19 protein-coding genes and 1 tRNA gene are annotated in these 19,286 nt (G+C 63.9%); 4 read left to right on the top strand and 16 right to left on the bottom strand.

The window, feature by feature from the left end:
* Position 1: 1 nt before the first annotated feature.
* The 15 genes from FQU74_RS00580 to FQU74_RS00510 form a co-directional block, all read right to left on the bottom strand.
* Entirely contained in the window at positions 2–1,342 is a 1,341-nt protein-coding gene (locus FQU74_RS00580) for a site-specific DNA-methyltransferase (RefSeq protein ID WP_146284357.1), read from the bottom strand.
* 413 nt (positions 1,343–1,755) lie between these two features.
* Positions 1,756–2,184 (bottom strand): DUF6362 family protein, encoded by a 429-nt coding sequence (locus FQU74_RS00575; RefSeq protein WP_146284355.1) that lies wholly within the window; start codon positions 2,182–2,184, stop codon positions 1,756–1,758.
* Positions 2,181–2,387, bottom strand: a complete 207-nt coding sequence (locus FQU74_RS00570) for a hypothetical protein (RefSeq protein WP_444542689.1) — start codon at positions 2,385–2,387, stop codon at positions 2,181–2,183. Before FQU74_RS00570 ends, FQU74_RS00575 begins: the two co-directional genes overlap by 4 nt.
* On the bottom strand, positions 2,384–2,920 hold the full coding sequence (locus FQU74_RS00565; RefSeq protein WP_146284353.1) for a hypothetical protein: 537 nt from the start codon (positions 2,918–2,920) through the stop codon (positions 2,384–2,386). Before FQU74_RS00565 ends, FQU74_RS00570 begins: the two co-directional genes overlap by 4 nt.
* 467 nt (positions 2,921–3,387) lie before the next feature.
* Complete coding sequence (locus tag FQU74_RS00560) at positions 3,388–5,841, bottom strand: AAA family ATPase (protein ID WP_229704468.1); 2,454 nt, start codon at positions 5,839–5,841, stop codon at positions 3,388–3,390.
* Positions 5,793–6,611: a hypothetical protein gene (locus FQU74_RS00555; RefSeq protein ID WP_146284351.1), complete on the bottom strand. Its 819-nt coding sequence runs from the start codon at positions 6,609–6,611 to the stop codon at positions 5,793–5,795. Before FQU74_RS00555 ends, FQU74_RS00560 begins: the two co-directional genes overlap by 49 nt.
* Positions 6,598–6,999 (bottom strand): hypothetical protein, encoded by a 402-nt coding sequence (locus tag FQU74_RS00550; RefSeq protein ID WP_146284349.1) that lies wholly within the window; start codon positions 6,997–6,999, stop codon positions 6,598–6,600. Before FQU74_RS00550 ends, FQU74_RS00555 begins: the two co-directional genes overlap by 14 nt.
* Entirely contained in the window at positions 6,996–7,196 is a 201-nt protein-coding gene (locus tag FQU74_RS00545) for a DUF6511 domain-containing protein (RefSeq protein ID WP_068767673.1), read from the bottom strand. Before FQU74_RS00545 ends, FQU74_RS00550 begins: the two co-directional genes overlap by 4 nt.
* A 200-nt stretch (positions 7,197–7,396) precedes the next feature.
* Positions 7,397–9,088: a DEAD/DEAH box helicase gene (locus FQU74_RS00540; protein ID WP_146284347.1), complete on the bottom strand. Its 1,692-nt coding sequence runs from the start codon at positions 9,086–9,088 to the stop codon at positions 7,397–7,399.
* An 11-nt stretch (positions 9,089–9,099) separates the two neighbouring features.
* Positions 9,100–9,699 (bottom strand): hypothetical protein, encoded by a 600-nt coding sequence (locus FQU74_RS00535; protein WP_146284345.1) that lies wholly within the window; start codon positions 9,697–9,699, stop codon positions 9,100–9,102.
* A gap of 54 nt (positions 9,700–9,753) precedes the next feature.
* Positions 9,754–10,590, bottom strand: a complete 837-nt coding sequence (locus tag FQU74_RS00530; protein ID WP_146284343.1) for an ATP-binding protein — start codon at positions 10,588–10,590, stop codon at positions 9,754–9,756.
* Positions 10,587–11,075 (bottom strand): hypothetical protein, encoded by a 489-nt coding sequence (locus FQU74_RS00525; protein ID WP_146284341.1) that lies wholly within the window; start codon positions 11,073–11,075, stop codon positions 10,587–10,589. Before FQU74_RS00525 ends, FQU74_RS00530 begins: the two co-directional genes overlap by 4 nt.
* A gap of 26 nt (positions 11,076–11,101) precedes the next feature.
* The gene (locus FQU74_RS00520; RefSeq protein WP_229704469.1) at positions 11,102–11,467 is read right to left on the bottom strand and encodes a hypothetical protein; all 366 of its coding nucleotides are present in this window, start codon (positions 11,465–11,467) and stop codon (positions 11,102–11,104) included.
* Positions 11,464–11,667, bottom strand: a complete 204-nt coding sequence (locus FQU74_RS00515) for a helix-turn-helix transcriptional regulator (RefSeq protein ID WP_071166986.1) — start codon at positions 11,665–11,667, stop codon at positions 11,464–11,466. The genes FQU74_RS00520 and FQU74_RS00515 overlap by 4 nt, the downstream gene beginning before the upstream one ends.
* Positions 11,668–11,867: 200 nt before the next feature.
* Positions 11,868–12,551 carry a hypothetical protein gene (locus tag FQU74_RS00510; RefSeq protein ID WP_170246177.1) on the bottom strand — a complete coding sequence of 228 codons (684 nt, stop codon included), beginning with the start codon at positions 12,549–12,551 and terminating at the stop codon, positions 11,868–11,870.
* A 108-nt stretch (positions 12,552–12,659) separates the two neighbouring features.
* Between FQU74_RS00510 and FQU74_RS00505 the strand changes: the two genes are divergently transcribed.
* From FQU74_RS00505 to FQU74_RS00490, 4 genes are all read left to right on the top strand, one after another.
* Positions 12,660–13,337, top strand: coding sequence for a LexA family transcriptional regulator (locus FQU74_RS00505; protein WP_146284338.1), 678 nt, complete (start codon positions 12,660–12,662; stop codon positions 13,335–13,337).
* Between the two features lie 357 nt (positions 13,338–13,694).
* The gene (locus FQU74_RS00500) at positions 13,695–16,409 is read left to right on the top strand and encodes an ATP-dependent DNA helicase (RefSeq protein WP_206664973.1); all 2,715 of its coding nucleotides are present in this window, start codon (positions 13,695–13,697) and stop codon (positions 16,407–16,409) included.
* On the top strand, positions 16,406–18,424 hold the full coding sequence (locus FQU74_RS00495) for a DUF7017 domain-containing protein (protein ID WP_206664972.1): 2,019 nt from the start codon (positions 16,406–16,408) through the stop codon (positions 18,422–18,424). The genes FQU74_RS00500 and FQU74_RS00495 overlap by 4 nt, the downstream gene beginning before the upstream one ends.
* A 116-nt stretch (positions 18,425–18,540) precedes the next feature.
* Positions 18,541–18,987 (top strand): hypothetical protein, encoded by a 447-nt coding sequence (locus tag FQU74_RS00490; RefSeq protein ID WP_146284336.1) that lies wholly within the window; start codon positions 18,541–18,543, stop codon positions 18,985–18,987.
* A gap of 175 nt (positions 18,988–19,162) precedes the next feature.
* Here FQU74_RS00490 and FQU74_RS00485 read toward each other — a convergent pair.
* Positions 19,163–19,239: transfer RNA gene (locus FQU74_RS00485), tRNA-Met, on the bottom strand.
* Positions 19,240–19,286: the final 47 nt, after the last annotated feature.

The following is a 19,286-nucleotide window of genomic DNA, read 5'->3' as shown; positions in this document are numbered from 1 at the left end:
GTCACGCGGCGGGTTCGGGGAGGGTTTCAGGTTCGGGCGGGGTTTCGGCCAGCCGCTCGGCTTTCACGACCGCGAAGGTCCGGCCATCGCCGTCAAGGATCGCGTCACGGCCGGTGTCGGCCTGCCAGCGTTCGACGGCCACATCGATGTAGGCCGGGCTGATTTCCATCGCGAAGACCCGGCGACCATTGGCCTCGCCCGCCATGATCTGCGACCCGGACCCCGAGAACGGCTCGTAGCAGAGGCCGCCCCGCGCCACATGCTGGCGCATCGGGATGCCGAAGGCGTCGAGCGGTTTCGGCGTTGGGTGGTCAGGCCGCTCGTCCTTGGCGAAGGACGGCATCTCCCACGTCGAGGGCAGCGTCTGCTCGGCCACCTTCGGCGGCCGGTTCGGGCGGCGCCAGCCCATGAAACAGGGCTCGTGCTTCCAGAGGTAGTGGGACCGGGTCAGCACCCCGCGGTCCTTCACCCAGATGATCTGCTGATGGACGAAGGCGCCCGCCTTTTCCCAGCAGGCTTCAAGCATCGCCTGGCGGCGCGAGGCGTGCCAGCAGTACCAGGCGGCATCCTCGGCGATGGCCTCCGCCACGGCGGCGGCGATGAAGCCGTCGTAAAGCTCGGCTCCTTGCGAACTGTCATCCCAGGTCGTGCCGTAGGACGCCGACCAGTCCTTGTTCCGAGTCGGGTGGTTCGAGCCATCGTAATCGACGAGGTACGGCGGGTCGGTCGCGAACAGGATCGCGCGCTCGCCGTTCATCAGGCGGCGCACATCGGCCGCGCTGGTGCTATCGCCGCAAAGCAGGCGGTGGTCGCCAAGGATCCACAGATCGCCGGTGCGCGACGCCGGATTGCGCGGCGGTTCGGGGATGGTCACCGGCGGCACGGAGCCCCCGGTGCCACCTTCTTCGCCGTCCCCCTCCGGCACGAAAGCCAAGAGCTTGTCCAGCTCACCGTCGGAGAAGCCGACCAGCGACAGGTCGAAATCCTCGGCCAACAGATCGTTCAGTTCGGCCGACAGCAGCGCCTCGTCCCAAGTGCCCAGCTCCGTCAGCTTGTTGTCCGCGATCCGATAGGCCCGGCGCTGTGCCTCGGTCAGGTGCCCCAGCACGATCACCGGCGCTTCAGTCAGTCCGAGCTGCGTCGCCGCCAGCACCCGGCCATGGCCCGCGATCAACTCGCCATCCTCGGCCACGAGGCAGGGCACCGTCCAGCCGAACTCGGCCATGCTGGCGGCGATCTTCGCGACCTGGTCCGGCCCGTGCGCCTTCGCATTGCGGGCATAGGGCTGGAGCTTGGCCAGCGGCCAGGTCTCGATCCGCTCGGGGGCGAAGCTCAGCGTCATCGGTGGGTCATTCCTCGGATCAGGGTGGAAACCCCTGGTTTCCGGACTCCGGGGTCCAGACTGGACTCCACACGGGGTCCAGCGGCCACCAGGGGTGTCGAGCATCAAGGGTTTGATCTTGCGATGTTTCAGGCGGGTTCAGGCGGCGGCGGCTTCCGGGTGGCTTCCCAAAAATCCGGCCCTGTCGCTAGCGATGTGCCGCGCTTCGCCCGCCAGCATAGGAATATCGCCCGGAAGGAACCGCCAACTCGCCGGGGCTGGACCCCGACCGGACTCTCGCTGGATACCGGAAGCCAGTGGCCCCCCTGCCCCGCGCGCTCCTCTCCCGAGCATATCAACTTTCTAGCCCGGGAGATGGCTTTCTGTCCCTTCGAAAACTGTCCGGCGGACAATTTTCTATCTGGCGCGCGGGGTTACGCGCCACCGGCCAGTTCGATCACTCGCTGTTTCGACAGGTTGCGGTTGAACCGCCGCTTGTTGAGGGTAAGGGCAATCACGGCAAGGCCGAATTGCCAGTGCTGATGCGCGGCCGACCGGTGCAGCCCTGCGGACCAGCAGATCTCCTTCCACCGCTCGCCATGGGCTTTCATCCAGACGATGCGGCCGTCCATCGGCTCGAGGCAAGCGGTCCAGGTCAGCGTTTCCTCCATCCGGCTGATCGCCTGCGGCGAGGGCAGCACGCGCATGGGCTTGGGCTCCTGCCCCACCTTGTCGGCGAAGCTGTGCAGGACCGCAGGCCAGGTGCTGAAGTAGCCCTGCCTGCGGGGCTCGGGCAGACGCTTCAGGACGAAGGCGGCTTCGGCCAGCCGTTCCTCGACCAGCGCGGGGGTCCAGACGGTCATCGCTGGACCTCCCGCCCGCTGGTGGCCGGGCCATAGAGTTTTTCGCCCAGCTGGCGCACCAGTTCCCGCTCGGGCCAGGTCAGGCGGTGATCGTCGATGGCGACGGCCAGCACCCCCTGCTCGCGCCAGCCATCACGCTTGACCTCATCGGGGTTGCGGCGACGGCCGCCATAGCCTTTCGGTGCAAAACGCATGCCCTTCATTGCAGGCCCCCTTTGGTCTCGAGTGCCCAGAACAGGATCGCGATGGCATCGGCTTCGTTGTCATCGGCGGGGGTGAAACCACGGGCCCGGGCGGCAGCGATCATCGCCGCCTTGTCGGCATTGCCCTTGCCGGTTGCATGGCGCTTGATGGTGCCGACTGGCACGCCTTCGTAGGGCACGCCGCGCAGTTCCGCCCATGCGGTCAGCGTGGCCATCAGCCCGCCATAGACATGGGCGGCATCGGTGGCCGCGTGGCGACGGACCTCTTCGAACCAGATGGATGCGATGGGCCCGGACAGACGGTCCAGCTCTGCGAGCCAGTTGGTGAACCGCAGATAGCGCATGCCACCACCATCGAATCGGCCGGGACGGAAGGAAACGGTGCCGGATGTGATCAGCCCATCGAGGCCATGCAGGGCCCATCCCGTCGTGGTGCCGAGATCGAGGGCCAGAAGGGTGCGACCAGACCGAACGGAGAGTGGCAGATCGGGGATGGCCAGATGGGGTCGGGTGGCGGGTGTCAGGTCAGCCATGGGTGGTCTCCTCTTCTGGTTGGCTGCTCGGTGCAAAACGACATCGTTCGGATGCCTTGGCGGGTCGGGATTGCCTGTGGCGGATCGGGTGATCGGACCCTCGACAGGCCACGCGCGCGAAACCCCTGGGGGTGGGCGAGGGAGAACCCGCCTGCGGCGTTCTCCCCCACCCCCGTAGGGGGTGGTTTCACCCCCTAAACTTGGAACCCGTATCAAGGCACTGACAGAAAACAGGAATTCCAGTTTCGGGAGGTGGGTTTCGGTCGATCCTGCCGAAACTGGTTGCAGCGTAGCCGTTTCGGTATCTGCGCACTCCTGCAGGGGCAGTTTCGGAAGCGGGCCCAAACTGGTCACAACTGGACCCTGCGTGGTCCTGCGTAAGGATGGCGAGGCAGTTTCGGTGAGATGGCCAATCTGGTTCAAACTGGCCTCTGAGCATTGCCGCGCAAAGCAGTTGTCGAGGGTGATCATGGCCGTTCCCCCTCCGGATCGACCCAGATATGCGGGTTCTCGACCTCCAGAAGCGCGCCGGTCTGTGGCGACTTGTAGTGGGTGGGCAGCACGGAAACGCGGACAGGTGTGACGTCGCCGGTCTCCGGATCGACTTCCTTGCCGTCCGTGGGCATGACCATTCCCTCGACGCAGAGGTAGCCGAAGCGCGAGCGTGAGGGCCCAAAGCCATAGGGTGCCGCGTTGCGGACGAACTTGATCTTTCCCTTGGTGGCCTGCACGGCGATCCGGTCACGGATGGCGTCCTTGCCTCCCAGACCGCCCTTGTTTTCGAAGACCTCGGCAAACTGATTTGCGGTATAGAGCCGCCCCTCGGCCGCCTCCTCGAGCAGGATGGACAGGATCACCTCCTGTTTTCGTGCACGCTCGGCGTCGTATTTCGCGCCCACCTCGGCGCGGACCAGGCGCTCGTTCATCGGGTTGATCTCGACCCACTGGCCGCCAACCTTGTCGATCAGCTTCGAGGGCAGCGCCGGGCCATTCCTGAGCTCGATCTCGAGTTTGCGCTCCGGTGCGTCCTCATCCGGCCGGTGCAGGATCAGGCCGGAGGTATAGAAGCCCCGGAGCGCGCTGGCCCCCGACAGGGCGAGGAACGGATCGTCCTTCAGCTGCTGCTTCGACAGCTTTCGCGTGTGGTGGACCAGGATCACCCCACAGGCGGGGTTGATATAGTCCCGCAGCACCTCGACCCGGTCCTTGAGGAAGAACATCATTGCGGTGTTGTCGTTTTCGCCGCCGCTGCCCCCATGTGAATTGGCCGGCCCGCCGTCGAAAAGGTTGCGGATCGGGTCGATGCAGATGATGTCTGGGCCCACATCCGGAAAGGCCGCCTGAATGGCGCGCGCCACGCGCATGCTGCCTTCGGTATCGAGCAGCAGCTTCAGCTTCGGCGTTGCCACGAAGGTGTCGCGCGCGGCGGCCAGAACCCTGGCGGGCAGCGCGATCTGGCCCAACCGCTCGCGCAGGTAGTGATACTGGATCTCGGCCTGCAGGTAGAACACCCGCAGCGGGCGCGGCGGGGTGAAGCCGAGAAACGGCACCCCGGCAGCCATGTGCACGAGCCAGCTGATGGTCAGATCGCTCTTGCCGACCTTCGGCGCACCGCCCAGCACCAGAAGCCCACCCGGCGTCAGCACGCGCGGCGCGATGATGTCCTCGGGCATCGGGCTGGTATCGTCCAGCAGCGAGCCGAGTGTGAAGGTGGGCATCTCGCTCGGCGCGGGGGCTGCGCTGTCGAGGCGGACCAGCGGCGGGCCATTCTTCTGGACGTGCAGATCCCAGAGCCGCTCGGACTCGCGCTGCAGGCGCTCGATCGGCCAGGAGGGCCGCAACATGGCGGCGTTGTAGCCGCAGATCGCCTGCCAGCCCTCCTCCTTCGACATCCGGCCCTCGTGAACCATGCGGAGGAAATGGCCGATTGCGGCCGATGCCCCCTCGAAACGGGACCAGTCGTCCTGACCGCCCTCGCGCACCGGGGTCACCAGCACATCGTCGACGCGGGGCTTGTCCGGCGTGGCGAAATCCGGGGCCAGACTGATGCCGGGTGCAGGAGGCATGTCGGCCACGGCCTCGATGAATTCAGCCAGATCCCGCTCGAGGCCCGCGTTCAGTTCGACGATCCGGACCTGCGTCTTGAGGTTGTTCTTGTAATAGACCGACCCCGCCACCCGGATCGGCTGGTGGGCCGAGCGGAAATGCATGTCGCCCCCAACCTTGGCGGCAATGTCGCCGCGCAGGCGCGTGACGCGGGCGACGTCGCTGCCCTCGGCGGGCTCGGTGAGTTTCCACCATACATGGGCCTTGCGTTGCCCCTCGGCCGTGACACCGCCGCTTTCCACGACCATGGTCGGAGGCCCGAGGTGGCGCTCCAGATGGGCGCGCTTGGCCGCGATGTCACCGCTGTCGATGTCCACGACCACGGTCTGCATCTGCAGGATTTCCGCCGCCTTGGCATGGCCGACTGCGGCGACCGTGCCGGGGATGACATAGACTGCGGCCCCCTCGCGCGACGCCCATGTGGCGAAGGTGGCCATCTTCCCGGCCGCAGCGGCATTGGCATCCAGCCAGATGTTGTGCGGGCGGCCGTCGATGCCCTGCCCCTTGTCAATGAAACTGCGCACCGGGATCAGCCCGTCGCAGTAGCCGAAGACCACCTCCATGAACTGGGTGATCTGCTCGGGGTCCGGCTCGTCGCCGAAGACATCGGCCATCGGGGCGGCATCGTTGAAATCGCGCCAAGGGTTGAAATGGACCAGATTCCCCATCGATGCGTCGGGCGGTGCGGAGCGGTCTTCGTGACCGGCGGTCATGGGCGTATCCTCAAGTGTCTGGGGTGGATCGGGCGGCTCGACGGGCGCGTTGCTCATCCGGGCAGTCCCCAGCAGCGCGCGGCCCATGGGCAGAAGCGGCATTCGAAGAAGTCACGATTGGTGGCGACGCGAGGCAAAAGCTCGCCCGCGTCGGTCGCCTGGAGGATCCGGACGCCCCGGTCCGACATGCGCTGCGCGAGCCCTGCGTCGAAGGGCACCAGTTCGTGGTGCAGTTCGGCGGTGTCCTTGTTGATCGCTGTGAACAGCGCCGGATTGGCCGAGATGCCGGGGACGGTCCCTTCCATGTAGGCCTGGTAGAGCGCGATCTGCGCGGCATAGACTGGCTTGGCGACAGCGACCCCGTCCTTGACGCAGGCCCGCCAGTTCTTGGCGTTCATGGTCTTGCATTCCCAGAGCGCGGGAACGCCGATGCCAAGCGGCGCGGGCGCCGTGGCGATGATCCCGTCGACATGCCCCCGGATGCGCCCGCCCGCGACGGAAAAGCCGAACTGCTCGCCACCCGGGATGCGCTCGCGCATCCCGTCATCCATCAATCTGGCGGCTTCGCCGCCGGGGCGATTGCCCTTGCGGGTGTAGAGGTCGAGCCCGACCGCGCGCAGCCAGCGGATGGCCAGTTCCTCGAGCTGGTGGCCGATCTCGAAGATCCGCAGCGTCTGGCCGCCGAAATCCGCGCCTTCATCCTTGGGCGCGCCCGCGAATTCGAACTGCAGGGCCCGCTCGCAAGCATGACCCAGCCGGGATGCGCCGAGATAGGTTCGGGAAGGCGTCGCCTCGCGCTCAGCGATCAGCGCGGCATCGATGGCGGCGTTGACGCGTTCGGCGATTCCTTGGCGGCGGTTATAGTCCAGCATGCGAACCCTCCCCATAGCTGCGGTGAGCCAGCCCGTGGCAGGTCGAGCAGAGCCATTCGACGGCAAGCGGCTTGGAATAGTCGTGATGATGTGCTTCGAGATCGGTCACGCAGTGGCAGCGCTGGCACCAGATCGGCACGATGATCCGGCATGACTTGACGGCACGCCCGACGATGCGGTGGGCGCGATCTTTCTCGGTGTGGCGCGCCCGATAGCGGCGCTGCGCCTCCCGGTGTTTTTCAGGATCCCTGAAATTCTGTGCGTAGGCGCGTTGGTATTCCCGACGGCAGTCGCGACACCAGCTTTGCAGGCCATCAGGGCTGCGGCGACGAAGGCCGAACTCGCATGCGTTGCGCGCGAAGCCGCACTTTGAACAGACCTTGGTCAAAACGGCACCTCCGAAGTGGCGGCGATGCGCGACATCTCGGCGCCGTAACCTTCCAGCACCTCCTCGATCAGCGCGGTCACGTCGGTCTCGGACAGGTCGCAGAGGCGTTTCTGCCAACCGATCGCATCCATGGTCTGGCCCAGACGCTTCATCACCAGCGCGATTGCCAGACGTTCTTCCTCAGTGGTTCCCTGCATGGTCAGTCCCTTTCGATGGCGGGCCGCGAACCATGCCTGGCAGGGCATCGAGCAGAACCAGCGATGGGCGCGGGGGCGTGGTTTGGCGGGGTTGAAGAAGCCGAAGCCTCGCGCGGGGCGCAGGCAGACGGCGCAAGGTTGCGGGCGCGGGTGCCAATGGCGCGACGGTTCAGGCGGGGGTGCAATTTGCCCAGCATGGGTCACGCCGCCCTCCCGATACAGGGGCTGGCGCGGCCGACGAGCTGGCGGATTTCGCGCTTGTTGAAGCCGAAGGTCATCAGCGCCGAGGCGCGATAGCGGGTCAGGCCATAGTCCTGGCGGAACTCGGGCGGCAGGTATTGCAACTGCTTTTCGGTCGCCGCCTGCTTCAGCCAGCCCTTCGATTTGAAGGCGCTCTCGTCGGTCTCGTATTCGTTCAGCCAGTCATCGGCCTGCGCAAGGCAGACCGTCCGCTCGCCCACGCCCAGAAGCCGGGGTGCACGCCCCTTCGCACCGCCCACCGCGTGCCAGCGACCGTCGAGAAAGAAGATCCCGCCCCAGGCGTTGAAGCCGTTGGCCATCAGCGCGGCGTCATCGCCGAAGAGATCGACCCATGCGAAACTTGAACGCTTCAAAAGGTCGATCTCGGACATGATGAAGCCCGAGAGCGGGACGGCATCCGGGCCTTCGCCTTGCTCCTCGACGTCTTGCGCGAACACCTCGCCGCAGAGCGGGCATTCCATTGCGGCAAGCGGGATTTCCGCCTCACAAGCCGGGCAGGTCTTCGTCGGCGCCTCACCGGTCTCGGCTTTTCCGTCCAGATCGACATCCTGTTCCAGCGTGCCGTGGATCAGGCTCGACGTCCCGAAATCCAGCACGATGCAGTCGGTCTTGACGACACCAGGATGTTCCTCGGGGTCGACCGTGCGCAGGCCGCGCCCGACCATCTGGATCATGGTCGATTTGTAGGAACTGGGGCGCAGCAGCACGACGCAGGAGGTGGGCGGATGATCCCAGCCCTCGGTCAGCACGGCCACATTGACGATGACGCGAATCTCGCCCGAGGCATAGGCGGCGAGGATGCGGCGGCGCGTGCCGACATCGAGATCACCATGGATGACAGCCGCCGAAACACCTGCGCCGTTGAAGGCGGCGGCGACGTTTTCGGCATGGGCGACGGTGGAACAGAAGACCACGGTCGGCCGCTCGCTTGCCTTTTCCTGCCAGTGCCGCACGACCTCATCCGTCACCGGCGCGCGGTTCATGATCTGCGCGACTTCGGTCATGTCGTAGTCGGCAGCGCTCTTGCGCACGGCGCGCAGCTGTTCCTGCACGCCCACGTCGATGACGAAGGTGCGGGGTGGGACGAGGTGGCCCGAGGCGATCAGTTCGCCCAGCCGCACCTGGTCGCCGACATTGTCGAAGATCTCGCGGAGCCCTTTGCGGTCTCCCCGGTTGGGCGTAGCGGTGACGCCGAAGATACGGCAGGCAGGATTGGCACCCCGGACATGGTCGATGATCCGCCGATAGCTGTCGGCCACTGCGTGATGCGCCTCGTCGATGACCAGAAGGTCGAGCGCGGGCATCGCCGCCAGATTGGCGGGCCGCGAGAGGGTCGGCACCATGGCGAAGGTCGCCCGCCCTGCCCAGCTCTTGGCCTCGGCATCGACGACGGAGGTGGTGATGTCAGGCGCAACCCGGCCGAACTTCGCCCGGTTCTGTGCGGTCAATTCGTCGCGATGGGCCAGGATGCAGGCCTTGGCATCACTGCCCTCGAGGGACTTCGCGACAACCGCCGACAGGGCGATGGTCTTGCCGAAACCCGTCGAGGCGATGCTAAGGGTGTTGCCGTGATCGCAGAGCGCAGCGAGGCTGCGCTCCACGAACAGGCTCTGACGGGGGCGAAGGCGCATGGGTCAGGCCCTCACTGTGCCCAGGAGGGACGACCGGGCACCGGTGACGCGGGCTGCGCCTGGACCGGCTGTTGCGGCGCGGGTTGCGCGGGCGGGTGGTAGCCAGGCTGCGCGGCGAGCCCCATAGCTCCGGCGTAATCCCGATGGTCCGGCGTCACCGCGCTGCGGATTTCGTTCTTGTCATCACCGCTGGCATCGGTGCCGACGTCGATCCGGGCAAGGAACTCGATCCCGTCCAGATCCCCAAGGCCGTTGATCCGCCGCGCCGCCTGCGCTTGCGGGGACTGGTCCTTGTCGGAAATCCCGCGCGCCGAGTTCAGCATGCCGCGGATCATGCTGCGGCCCATGTTGGCCCAATCCGGACCCTTCGGGCTGTAGAGCCCGATCAGCGTGAAGATCTTGCGCCGGGCGTACTGGCCCTCGGTCACCGTGAACTCACCGTTCAGGTACACAGCGCCGGTCGAGCCGCGCGTGGCATAGCCCCCGGTCCAGCCCTGCGAGGCATCATCGAAACCACCGGGGCGGATCGTCAGCCGCACCTTCGCCAGCGTGCCCTTGGGGATGAGGTTGGTGTTGGACTGGGCGTCGTTGAAGTCGTTCCAGGAACCCATAGGGTGTCTCCTTTGCGGATCAGGATTGCGGATGGGGGTGATCGGCCGCGCCGCTCACGCGGGCGGCGTGAAGGTCAGGCGCCTTTGTGCGGGCGTGCCGGGCGCACGGATCTTGTCCATCAGGCGGCCGAGATGCGGCTCTTCCACCGGGCCAAGCCGACCGGAACGGTCCTTGGCCGGGAAGCCCCAGGGGTTGATGGTGTGGCAGACGAAGGCGCGGTAGGGATCGCCGCCATCGGCCTTGAGCTCGGCCATGGTGATCACTTCGTCGACGATCCCCGGCAGCTCGAGCCCGGTCTTCGAGCCGTCGATCTGCGGCTGGAAGATGCGCCGGTTGAAGTCGTCGAACTTCTCGTCGAGGATCCCGACGAACCAGACGTTGCGGCCCCGGGTGTGCTGGAGGTGGGTCAGCCAGGCGATCATCTCGCGCCCGTGCAAACCGTAGGCCCCGCGCACGTCAGGCTTGCCGGTCTTTTCCGAGACCGCCTCGGGCTGGCCCTTGCACCATTGAAAGCAGAGCCGCCCGGCGACAGTGATCGAGTCGACGAAGATGGTGTCGTAGCGGTGGAGCGCGGCGGGATCGCCGAACTTCTGGCAGACGGCGGCATGATGCGCGGGGCTGCAGGGCTGTTCGTCGCGCAGGGCCGGATTGGGCCCGCCGATGAAGACCGCGAAATCCCGGCACTCGGCCCATGTGCGCGGCCGGATGCTGTCGCCCGGCCAGCCCTCGATGGCCAGATCGCCCGCTTCGAGGTCGATGAACAGCGTGCGCGCCGGGTCGAGCGTCCAGAGCAGGCTGGTCTTGCCGATGCCGGACTTTCCGAAGATGCAGCCCTTGATGCCGCGCGGCTCGGCCAACCGCTGATCGGCGGTGATGATCGGCAGGCTCACGCGCGATCCTCCTGGGGCAGCAGGTCGATCTTCAGCGTGCCGGTCTTGACGGTGCGGGCGGGCTCGAAGCCCTGGCGGATCGCCTCGGGCCAGGCGACATAGGCACGTTCGGGCACCTTGAAGCTGATCTCGACATATTCGGCCGGATCCTCACCTGCGGCGCGGATGCGCTCGACCATCGCCGCGAGCTTGGCCTGGTCCCATTCGACGCGCTTCGGCAGGTCGGCGACCACCGTGAAATCGCCATCGACGAGGCGGACGGTGCCGGTGTCCTTGCCGCAGGCGCGGCGTGCCTCGGCGGCGCGGGCGGCATAGCGGACCTCGAGCGCGGTGGAGAACCGCGCGGTGACGGCTTTCATCTGCTTGGCGGCAGCGTCGATCTCGCGCTGCAGCGCGGCCAGAAGCTCGACGGGAAGCTGGGCAATCTCGCCTGCGGGCAGATTGATCAACTGATCAATGCTGGGGGTGTTCTGCGGGAACGTCATGGGGGTCTCCGTGATAGGGGATAGGGTCAGGCGGCATCGAGAAGGCGCATGGAAAGGGCGGGACCGGCCTCGCGCGGCCTGGCGCGGGCGATGGCGATGTAGGCGAACTGGTCGGGTCCGATCCGGGCCTGCACGAGGTGGACAAGACCCTGCTCGGCGGCGCGCAGGGCGGCCGATGCCACCAGGCGCAGGGCGCGCTGCTGTTCAGCGGGCAGCTTCGAGATGACGGAGGTCGCGTCGACCGCGAGAAAGCCGCGATGGTAGACCAGCGTCTCGCCGGGTGCGGCTTGCGCGATCCAGGCCGAAAGCCCGACCTCGTCGAGCGCCGGTCCGCCTGTGCCGAAGATCGACACGACGCCGGTGGCGCGGAGGATGGAATGCCGGGCCATCATGCCGCGCCCCGATCCGCAGTGCTGCGGCGCTGGCGGGCCTGCTCGTAGGCCAGCACATCCTCGAGCCGGTAGACCACGCGGCCGCCGATCTTCAGGAACGCCGGGCCTTCGCCGGTCCAGCGCCAGCGTTCAAGGGTGCGCGCCGAAATGCTCCAGCGTGCGGCAAGTTCGGTCTGGTTCAGGCAGGTTCTCGTCTGCATCGTCCTCTCCCGGTGTGTCGTCGGGAGGAAGATGCACGGCGCGATGTGGGGATGTCGTCGGGATCAGAGTGGGATACGTCGGGGGATCAGCCGGACTGTTTCAATCATGGGGTGAATCGCGTGCCGGTGGGATCGCCATCCCCCTCCATCCCCCGGCGCGTCCCTCAGCAGGGATCCGGTGGGGGCGCGGGGAAGCCGACTCAGACGCCTGCGAGCCGATAGGCCCCGCGGCCGTTCGACTCGATGAGCAGCGGCCAGTCCTTCTTGGACTTGAAGACGTCAGCCATCTTGAGGCTTCTCGACCCGGCCTGTGAGAGCACCGCCTTGCCACTTTGCCACGGATCGCCCCGCAGTGCCGCCGCATGCAGGATCCGCACGACCTGCGCCTGGATCGGACCCAGCCGGAACTCCCGGCCATTGCAGCGGACGCTCTGGTAATCAGCAGAGGCGTGGAACCCGCCAGAAGGCTTCGTGCCAGAGGCGCCGCCGAATCCTGTCGCCGCCTCAAAACGGTCACGTTCTTCGCGCCTTAGCACCAGATCCGGCTTGCGGATCGTCAGGCTCTCGCGCGATCCATAGAAACAGGCGTAGTCCGCCTTCGCTGTCCGGAACCGAGTTATGCTGACTTCACCAAGGCGGAAAAGCTGGAACACGTCTTGGACGTGCAGGTCCAGCAGCCCGTTGAACGAGGACCGCGCGGTGGGGATCGAGAAGCGCTGGCCATCGTCGGTTTCCTCGAAGTCGCCGAACTCGATGGGCAGGTTGAGGATGCGGACCGAGAGCCGCAGCTGGTCGTTCTCGGCCAGATAGACCAGATCGACCTCGGGCATCGACCAGCGGGCGAGGACTTCCGGCAGGGTGAAATACGCCTTCTCGATCTCCATCCGTGCCCCCGATTCCAGTGCAATCTGTTTGGCTTTTGTTCTAGTCGCTTGACGATCCCAATTCAATCCTGTCATATCCCATCTTATCCACAATCCGTTGGGGACAACATGATCGAGACCCATACCCTGGCCGACCGCCTGCGAGCCCGCGCCGATCAGCTGGGCCTGGCACCGGCCCATGTTGCAGAGATGGCCGGGGTCAACCGCTCCTTCGTCTATGACATCCTGCGCGGACGATCCGTGCGCCCGAGCATCGACCGGCTGGCCGATGTTGCCCGTGTGCTGAAGGTGGACAGGGAGTGGTTGATCCACGGCATCGGCGAGATCGAGGGCCCCTCCCCGTTCACCGAGAACCCCGAAGATACCTTCGTGGCGATCGCGCATGCCACGCCACGTCCCGCCATGGGCGGTGGCGCGGTGGTGACCGAAGATGGCGACACGCCGGGCCGCGCCTACCACTTCCGCCAGTCGTGGATCCGCCACAAGCTGAAGGCCAGCCCTTCACAACTCCGGATCATGCATGTCGAAGGCGACAGCATGGCCCCCACGCTGCAGGACGGCGATGCCGTGCTGGTCGACATGACGCGCCAGCTGCCCAACCCGCCCGGCATCTTCGTCCTCGACGACGGCATGGGCTTGGTGGCCAAGCGCCTCGAGCACATCCCCAACAGCGACCCGCCCGCCGTGCGGGTGATCTCGGACAACCCGCTCTACCCCGCCTACGAGCGCACGGCCGACGAGATCCGCATCATCGGCCGCATCCGCTGGTTCGCACGAGAGATATGAGGATGGAGGTGCTGCTCCCGCCCGACTCCAGAAACGAAAAAGCGCCCGCGAGATCTCTCTCCGGGCGCACCTCTGCGATGATTGGAACTTGCGTCAAGGGAGGCAGGCTTGTCAACGAAGTTTTCTATGCATGTTCAAGGGAGTGCGCGAAAAACAAGATCTCAACTTTGTTCTGCGGCAACTCTCAAGGTTGCCATCGCAGTGAGGCTTGGCTAGCCTCCAATTCAATTGGTGGAACGTCATGCTTACCCCCTATTTCTGCCCGATTTCAAAGGCATGCGATTGCAGGGTGATCTAGCGCAGAAGCCTGGGGGCTTTCCCCGCAAGAGGTGCCGAGCGCCAGTACAGGGGGATACGATGGACATGACGGGCGCTATTGTCTCGGAGGGCTTCGGCTTGCTGCTGCCTCTCTGGCCGGACCTGCATGCCCTGGCGTCCGAGGCAGAGCAGAATGCCGACAAGCTCCCTGATTTTTCGACCATCCGCCTACGCAGCTTTTCGGAGGCCATGGTTTGCCACCTTTTCCGGCACCATGGCTTGCCACTTAACGACGACGAGAAGCAGTTCGACCGTTTGCAACTGCTGCAGCATAATGATCTGCTGGATAGGCGGGTTCTAGGGCTCCTGCACACCATCCGGAAACTCGGAAACATCGCCGCGCACGGAAAGCGTCCTGTATCGGCAGCTGAAGCCCGCGACCTGGTCGATGACGCCCTTTCTCTGACCGCTTGGTTCTGCTTTGAAATGCGCCCAGATATCGACTGGCAAGCACGGGGACGTGCCGCGCCGATAACGCCAACGGCACATCACGAGACCTCGCAGGACATGTCTCCGGCCGTCGGCGGGGAGAAAGCCGCTGGCCGAGCCACCCTTCTCAGGCCACCGCAGACGCGGATCTCGTTACGGGACATGTTCGAAGAGGAACTCACGGCTGACCAGCAGAGGTGTATCTCGGCGCTCGATGACTTCCTCGCCGACGACACCCAGCGGGTGTTTCTGCTTAAAGGGTATGCGGGAACGGGAAAAACCTTCCTTGCCGCCGGTCTGACAGAGTTTTTACTTGCCCAAGGGCGGACGTTCTCGCTTGCAGCGCCGACAGGGCGGGCGGCCAAAGTCATTGCCAAAAAAACGGGGCAGTCGGCGCGAACGATCCACAGCCTGATCTACGACTATAGCGACATGACCGAGCAGACCGAAGATGACGACGACGGTTCGGCCACCTTCAAGATGATTGCCAAGGTCCGGAACAATGATGACCCGGTCGATTCTGTGGCCATCATCGACGAAGCGTCGCTCGTATCGAACGTGTATTCCGAAAGTGAATTCTTCCGGTCTGGCAGCGGGCATCTGTTGCGGGATCTGATCGCGCATGTGGGGTCAACGCATTCAGGTAACGCCCGAAAGATCATCTTCATCGGCGATCCGGCGCAGCTGCCTCCGGTCGGCATGTCGACCTCTCCTGCCCTGGACGCGGATTACCTGCGTGAGACCTTCGGGCTTGATGCAGCCAGCTACGAATTGACCGAAATCGTCCGCCAGAAAGCTGACAGCGCGGTAATCCGCAACGTCATGCCCCTGCGCGAAGGCGTCATCAGTGGACGCTTCAGCAGCCTTACTTTCTCTTTCGACGATGACGTGATCCAACTGCCCAAGGACAGCGTCACGCCTCTCTACATCAAGATCCGCGAAGGACGCGGCCCCCAGGCGCCGATCATCGTTACCCACTCGAATACCGAAGCCGCCAATTTCAACCGCGCAATCCGGTCCGTACTGTTTCCGGGGAAGGCGTCCGTCGCCGCAGGGGACAGCGTAATCGTAGCGGCCAACGGCTTTTGCGGTCCGCATTACGTCGCCAATGGTGAAATTCTGCGGATCGACTCGGTTGAAACTACGGTCGAGCGACGGTCGGTGCAGTTGCTCCAGAGGCTCGGCAACAGCAACGTTTCGGAACCCATTAATGTTGCGCTAAATTTCCGAGAGGTCATTGTTGCCTTGCCGCAATCGGAGGGTGACGATCTCGTCTTGAAGGCAAAGATACTCGACGATTTTCTGCACGGCGACGACGCCAGCCTGGCATCTACGCAGCAGCGCGCCCTGTACGTCGATTTTCTCAAGCGCCACAAGCATATCGACCGGAAGAAAGATCGTGATGCGTTCCAGTTGGCGCTGCGTTCGGATCCGTATTTCAACGCTCTTCGCCTCAGGTTTGGCTATGCCATTACCTGCCACAAGGCGCAGGGCGGCGAGTGGAGCGATGTGATCGTCAGTTGCGCAACCCCGCAGAACCCGCGCTCTTCTGACTATTTTCGCTGGCTCTACACGGCCATGACCCGGACCAGCAGCAAGCTATATCTTGTCGATCCGCCGGAGATCAGGCTGAAAGTAGCGGGCACCGGCTGGGTTACGCCGTCTTCCTCAGAACCTGGCCCACAAAGCCCGGAGGCCGGCCCTCCCGACCAGCGAGCGATGGCCCCTGAACCAGATGGAAGGGCCCCCTCCCTCGCTATATCGCCACAATCCCTGTTTCGCACATGGCTTCAAACGGAAATCCGCAACAGGCTGACTGACACTGGGATCGAGATCGAGGACGTCGCTCACCACCAGTATCGAGAAGCGTATTTCTTCAAGCGAGGCGCAGACGCTGTTCGCATAGACATCGGCTACAAGGGCAACTGGACTGTCTCTGGCGTGACCTGCCCGAGGCCTGACGGCTTCGCCGAGGAAATCATGGCCCGCATCGCTGGATTGTCGGGCCAGAAACCAGGAACTGGCACTTCGAGTTCGGCCAGCGCGGGCACTCCTGACCGACCGTTCTTGCGGGATTTCCATGACCGATTGATCGCCGCGCTGGCGAAGAAGGGCATCACCGCGGTCAACCTGAAGGAGCAGCAATGGAGCCAGCGCTACGTTATCGCGCGGGGCTCGGACTCGGTCACGGTCGACATCTTCTACAACGGCAAGAACCAGCTGACGCGGTTCATGCCAATCAATCCATCCCCTAACCCGACACCATCACTCATCTCGCTGCAAGATGATGTCGGAACCATTCTGACCGTCGAGGTTCACCCATGAGCATCGTTAGCAGGAGCCGCAGCAACAGGGGTTTGAGTGGTGGAAGTTGGAACCATCGCTCCAAAGAGGTCACCGAACTCAGGAAAGGTGGCCAACTCGATGCAGCTTTCGCTCTCTCGGTGGAGCGCATCGCAGATTCCGAGGCTGACGACTATGACCGTGCCGCCTATGCATGGTGCCTCATTGCACTCGTTAAACAGCACGCAGGCGATGGAAAACAACAGAAGCTGTCCGAATATCTGGACCAACTACGGCGTTTCGAAGTCCCGGTCTCGGACGAGATGCTGGCAGAACATCGTGAGAAGGCTCTGTCGCTCGTGGACCCCGACCGCCGCGCCATAGAGTCCGCACGCAATCTGAGCAAGCAAGGCAAGCACGAGGATGCCTCAAGGATCTACGCCGACCTCGATGCGAACGGAAAACTGGCACCAGAGGATCGGAAGGCGTGGGGTTGGGAACTCTTCCGCCTGATCAAAGGCGAACTTGAAGGGTCGCAGGACGATAAACTGTCTCCGCCAGTCGTTCAGCGCGTGAAGAGAAACCTGAACACCTATCTGAAGCTGACGATCGGCGGCCCCGACCTCCTGCACAGCCTGATGCTGCGTCAGGCGTTGCGGCTGACGAAGGGCGAACAGCTCAAGCTGCTCCCGTTTCTTCGCCTCTGGAACCCGGATCAGTTCAACGACGAGGACTTTGACCGGCAGCTGGGAAAGGACGGTAAGACCTACCCGTCCCTCGTTGAGCAGGTGATCCAGACTGCGTCGGCCGAGGCCGCCCAGAGCGACCGTGCGGAAGACCGCCATTTCATGCTGCCGCATGTGCAGGCCGCGATGAAGCGCTTCCCGGATAACATCTGGCTCAAGTTCAATCTCACGAAACTCTTGCGGGGCATGGGGCGCATCGAAGAAGCGCTGAAGCTGGCCGTCGAATTTGCGCGCGAGAAGGCTTCTGAATACTGGGCTTGGGAGCTGATCGGTGACTTGGTGCCAAACGATATCGACCTGCGGCGCTCGTGCTACGCCAAGGCCCTGAGCTGTTCACAGGACGATGACTTTGTAGGAAAGGTCCGCCTCAAGTTCGCCGCCCTGCTGGAAGAAAACTACCCTTCCGAAGCCCGCTTCGAGGCAGAGCGGATGATTGCGCACCGCGCCCGTGCCGGATACGCGATTCCCCGCGACGCACAGAGTCTTGTGGAAAGACTTGCAGCGGTCACCCCAAACACGACTGATCGCGCCTTCTATGGCAGGTTGAGCGATGCGGCGGAAGCTCTGCTCTTCTCACACCTCCCATGGACCGATGCTTGCCTCGGGGACGTTTTCACGGTCGAGGGGCGAGATGGTCAGAAGCCTCGAAAGCGCCGCAGAATCTATGTGAAGGGAAATCCTGTCGCAATCGAACTGAGCCTGCCCGACAACCATGCCGACCTTCGTGGACTGACCGAAGGCGCGCCGATCAGGGTGCAGTACGAGGTCTCGAAGTCAGAGCCAGGCCGCGCAACGATCCACCGCGTTGGCCGCCGTCCAGACGGCGCGCCCATGGACATATTGTCGTTCCAAGTTGGTGTTATTGATCACATCAACCGTGAGAAATCGCTGATTCATGTGGTCGTCACTCGCAACATGGATGGCACTTGCCCGATTTCGCTGTTCCCCGGTCAAGCCAAAGTCGGCGATGCCGTCGCAGTTCGCCTAGCCCAGCACGATTCCAAGACCGGCGTGCGCACGCGGATTGTCCAGATCACGTCGACGAACCAAGCGCCTCCTCCGGACGTTTGTCGCCCGTTCCGCGATGCAACGAACGTAACACCGAGTGGCTTGGGGTTCACCCGCGGAGACATTTTCATACCGCCTCACATGATCACCGCTGAGGGGATCGAAGCGGGTGATCTGGTGGAGGGCATCGCTATTGCAAGTTTCGACAAGAAGCGCGGGAAATGGGGAATGAAGGCGATCCAGGCGAAGACGATTGCGCGGGATCACTACGACTTCGGAGGCGATGACGATGACCTGGAATAATCGGGGCTAGAACTGATCTGAATGTGTTCATTTGCAACCCAGGCACGGGCATCTCCCCGGCATGGGCGTGCCATCAGCACCGATACAACGGACAAAAGCCACGAGGGAGACGCGAGTTGACGGCCCAAATGCCAGAGAAGATTGTCTACCAGGGCGCAAATCTGGAATTGTGCACCGAACCTCTGGAAGATTATTTCGCTAAAGGCGGCATCAGACCGGCACTCAAACGCTCCACCACCGCCTTGTGGCGGCGGTACGTGGGAAGTTGGGAGATCGTCGATGATCTCCTGTATCTCACCCACCTGGATGGACGCCTCGTAGACGGAACCAAGATCACGGTATCAATGATCTTTCCCGGATTCCCGGAAAAGGTGTTCGCGCAATGGTATTCCGGCACGCTACGCATCCCGCAAGGCGAACTGCTGGACTATGTGCACATGGGCTATGGCAGCATCTACGATTGGGACTTGCTGTTGGAAGTTCAGTGCGGAGTGGTGGTGTCTAAATCGGTGCGCTTTAACGAAGTCGAGGCAACCGATGACGATGACTGGCTGCCCTTCTGAGCTTGCCCAACCATGGTGCCAGATCGCGGTGCGATGGAATCGCTCTCATCGAAGAATTGCTAGGATTTCGAAGGACTTCGCGCCCTCTTGCTTCCACAGTGCTTCCACGGTGGGTGGAAACGCAAACGCCGCCCTGGAGGGCGGCGCTTAAGCGTTTGATAACGCGCGTATATTTTGGTTGCGGGGGCAGGATTTGAACCTGCGGCCTTCAGGTTATGAGCCTGACGAGCTACCGGGCTGCTCCACCCCGCGCCGGGATATCTTTTTGTGTTTTGATTTGTATTGTTCGTTTTGAGAGT

The sequence above is a fragment of the Gemmobacter aquaticus genome, from assembly GCF_007859075.1.
Classification (GTDB): domain Bacteria; phylum Pseudomonadota; class Alphaproteobacteria; order Rhodobacterales; family Rhodobacteraceae; genus Gemmobacter; species Gemmobacter aquaticus.
This window is presented reverse-complemented; position numbering and strand designations above follow the sequence as displayed.

Coding starts and splice junctions, on each gene's coding strand:
- FQU74_RS00505 (WP_146284338.1), top strand. CDS start 12,660: ATGATCGAGACCCATACCCTGGCCGACCGCCTGCGAGCCCGCGCCGAT.
- FQU74_RS00500 (WP_206664973.1), top strand. CDS start 13,695: ATGGACATGACGGGCGCTATTGTCTCGGAGGGCTTCGGCTTGCTGCTG.
- FQU74_RS00540 (WP_146284347.1), bottom strand. CDS start 9,088: ATGCGCCTTCGCCCCCGTCAGAGCCTGTTCGTGGAGCGCAGCCTCGCT.
- FQU74_RS00560 (WP_229704468.1), bottom strand. CDS start 5,841: ATGCCGCTTCTGCCCATGGGCCGCGCGCTGCTGGGGACTGCCCGGATG.
- FQU74_RS00510 (WP_170246177.1), bottom strand. CDS start 12,551: ATGGAGATCGAGAAGGCGTATTTCACCCTGCCGGAAGTCCTCGCCCGC.
- FQU74_RS00520 (WP_229704469.1), bottom strand. CDS start 11,467: ATGATGGCCCGGCATTCCATCCTCCGCGCCACCGGCGTCGTGTCGATC.
- FQU74_RS00495 (WP_206664972.1), top strand. CDS start 16,406: ATGAGCATCGTTAGCAGGAGCCGCAGCAACAGGGGTTTGAGTGGTGGA.
- FQU74_RS00515 (WP_071166986.1), bottom strand. CDS start 11,667: ATGCAGACGAGAACCTGCCTGAACCAGACCGAACTTGCCGCACGCTGG.
- FQU74_RS00525 (WP_146284341.1), bottom strand. CDS start 11,075: ATGACGTTCCCGCAGAACACCCCCAGCATTGATCAGTTGATCAATCTG.
- FQU74_RS00545 (WP_068767673.1), bottom strand. CDS start 7,196: ATGCAGGGAACCACTGAGGAAGAACGTCTGGCAATCGCGCTGGTGATG.
- FQU74_RS00565 (WP_146284353.1), bottom strand. CDS start 2,920: ATGGCTGACCTGACACCCGCCACCCGACCCCATCTGGCCATCCCCGAT.
- FQU74_RS00555 (WP_146284351.1), bottom strand. CDS start 6,611: ATGCTGGACTATAACCGCCGCCAAGGAATCGCCGAACGCGTCAACGCC.
- FQU74_RS00575 (WP_146284355.1), bottom strand. CDS start 2,184: ATGACCGTCTGGACCCCCGCGCTGGTCGAGGAACGGCTGGCCGAAGCC.
- FQU74_RS00535 (WP_146284345.1), bottom strand. CDS start 9,699: ATGGGTTCCTGGAACGACTTCAACGACGCCCAGTCCAACACCAACCTC.
- FQU74_RS00580 (WP_146284357.1), bottom strand. CDS start 1,342: ATGACGCTGAGCTTCGCCCCCGAGCGGATCGAGACCTGGCCGCTGGCC.
- FQU74_RS00570 (WP_444542689.1), bottom strand. CDS start 2,387: ATGAAGGGCATGCGTTTTGCACCGAAAGGCTATGGCGGCCGTCGCCGC.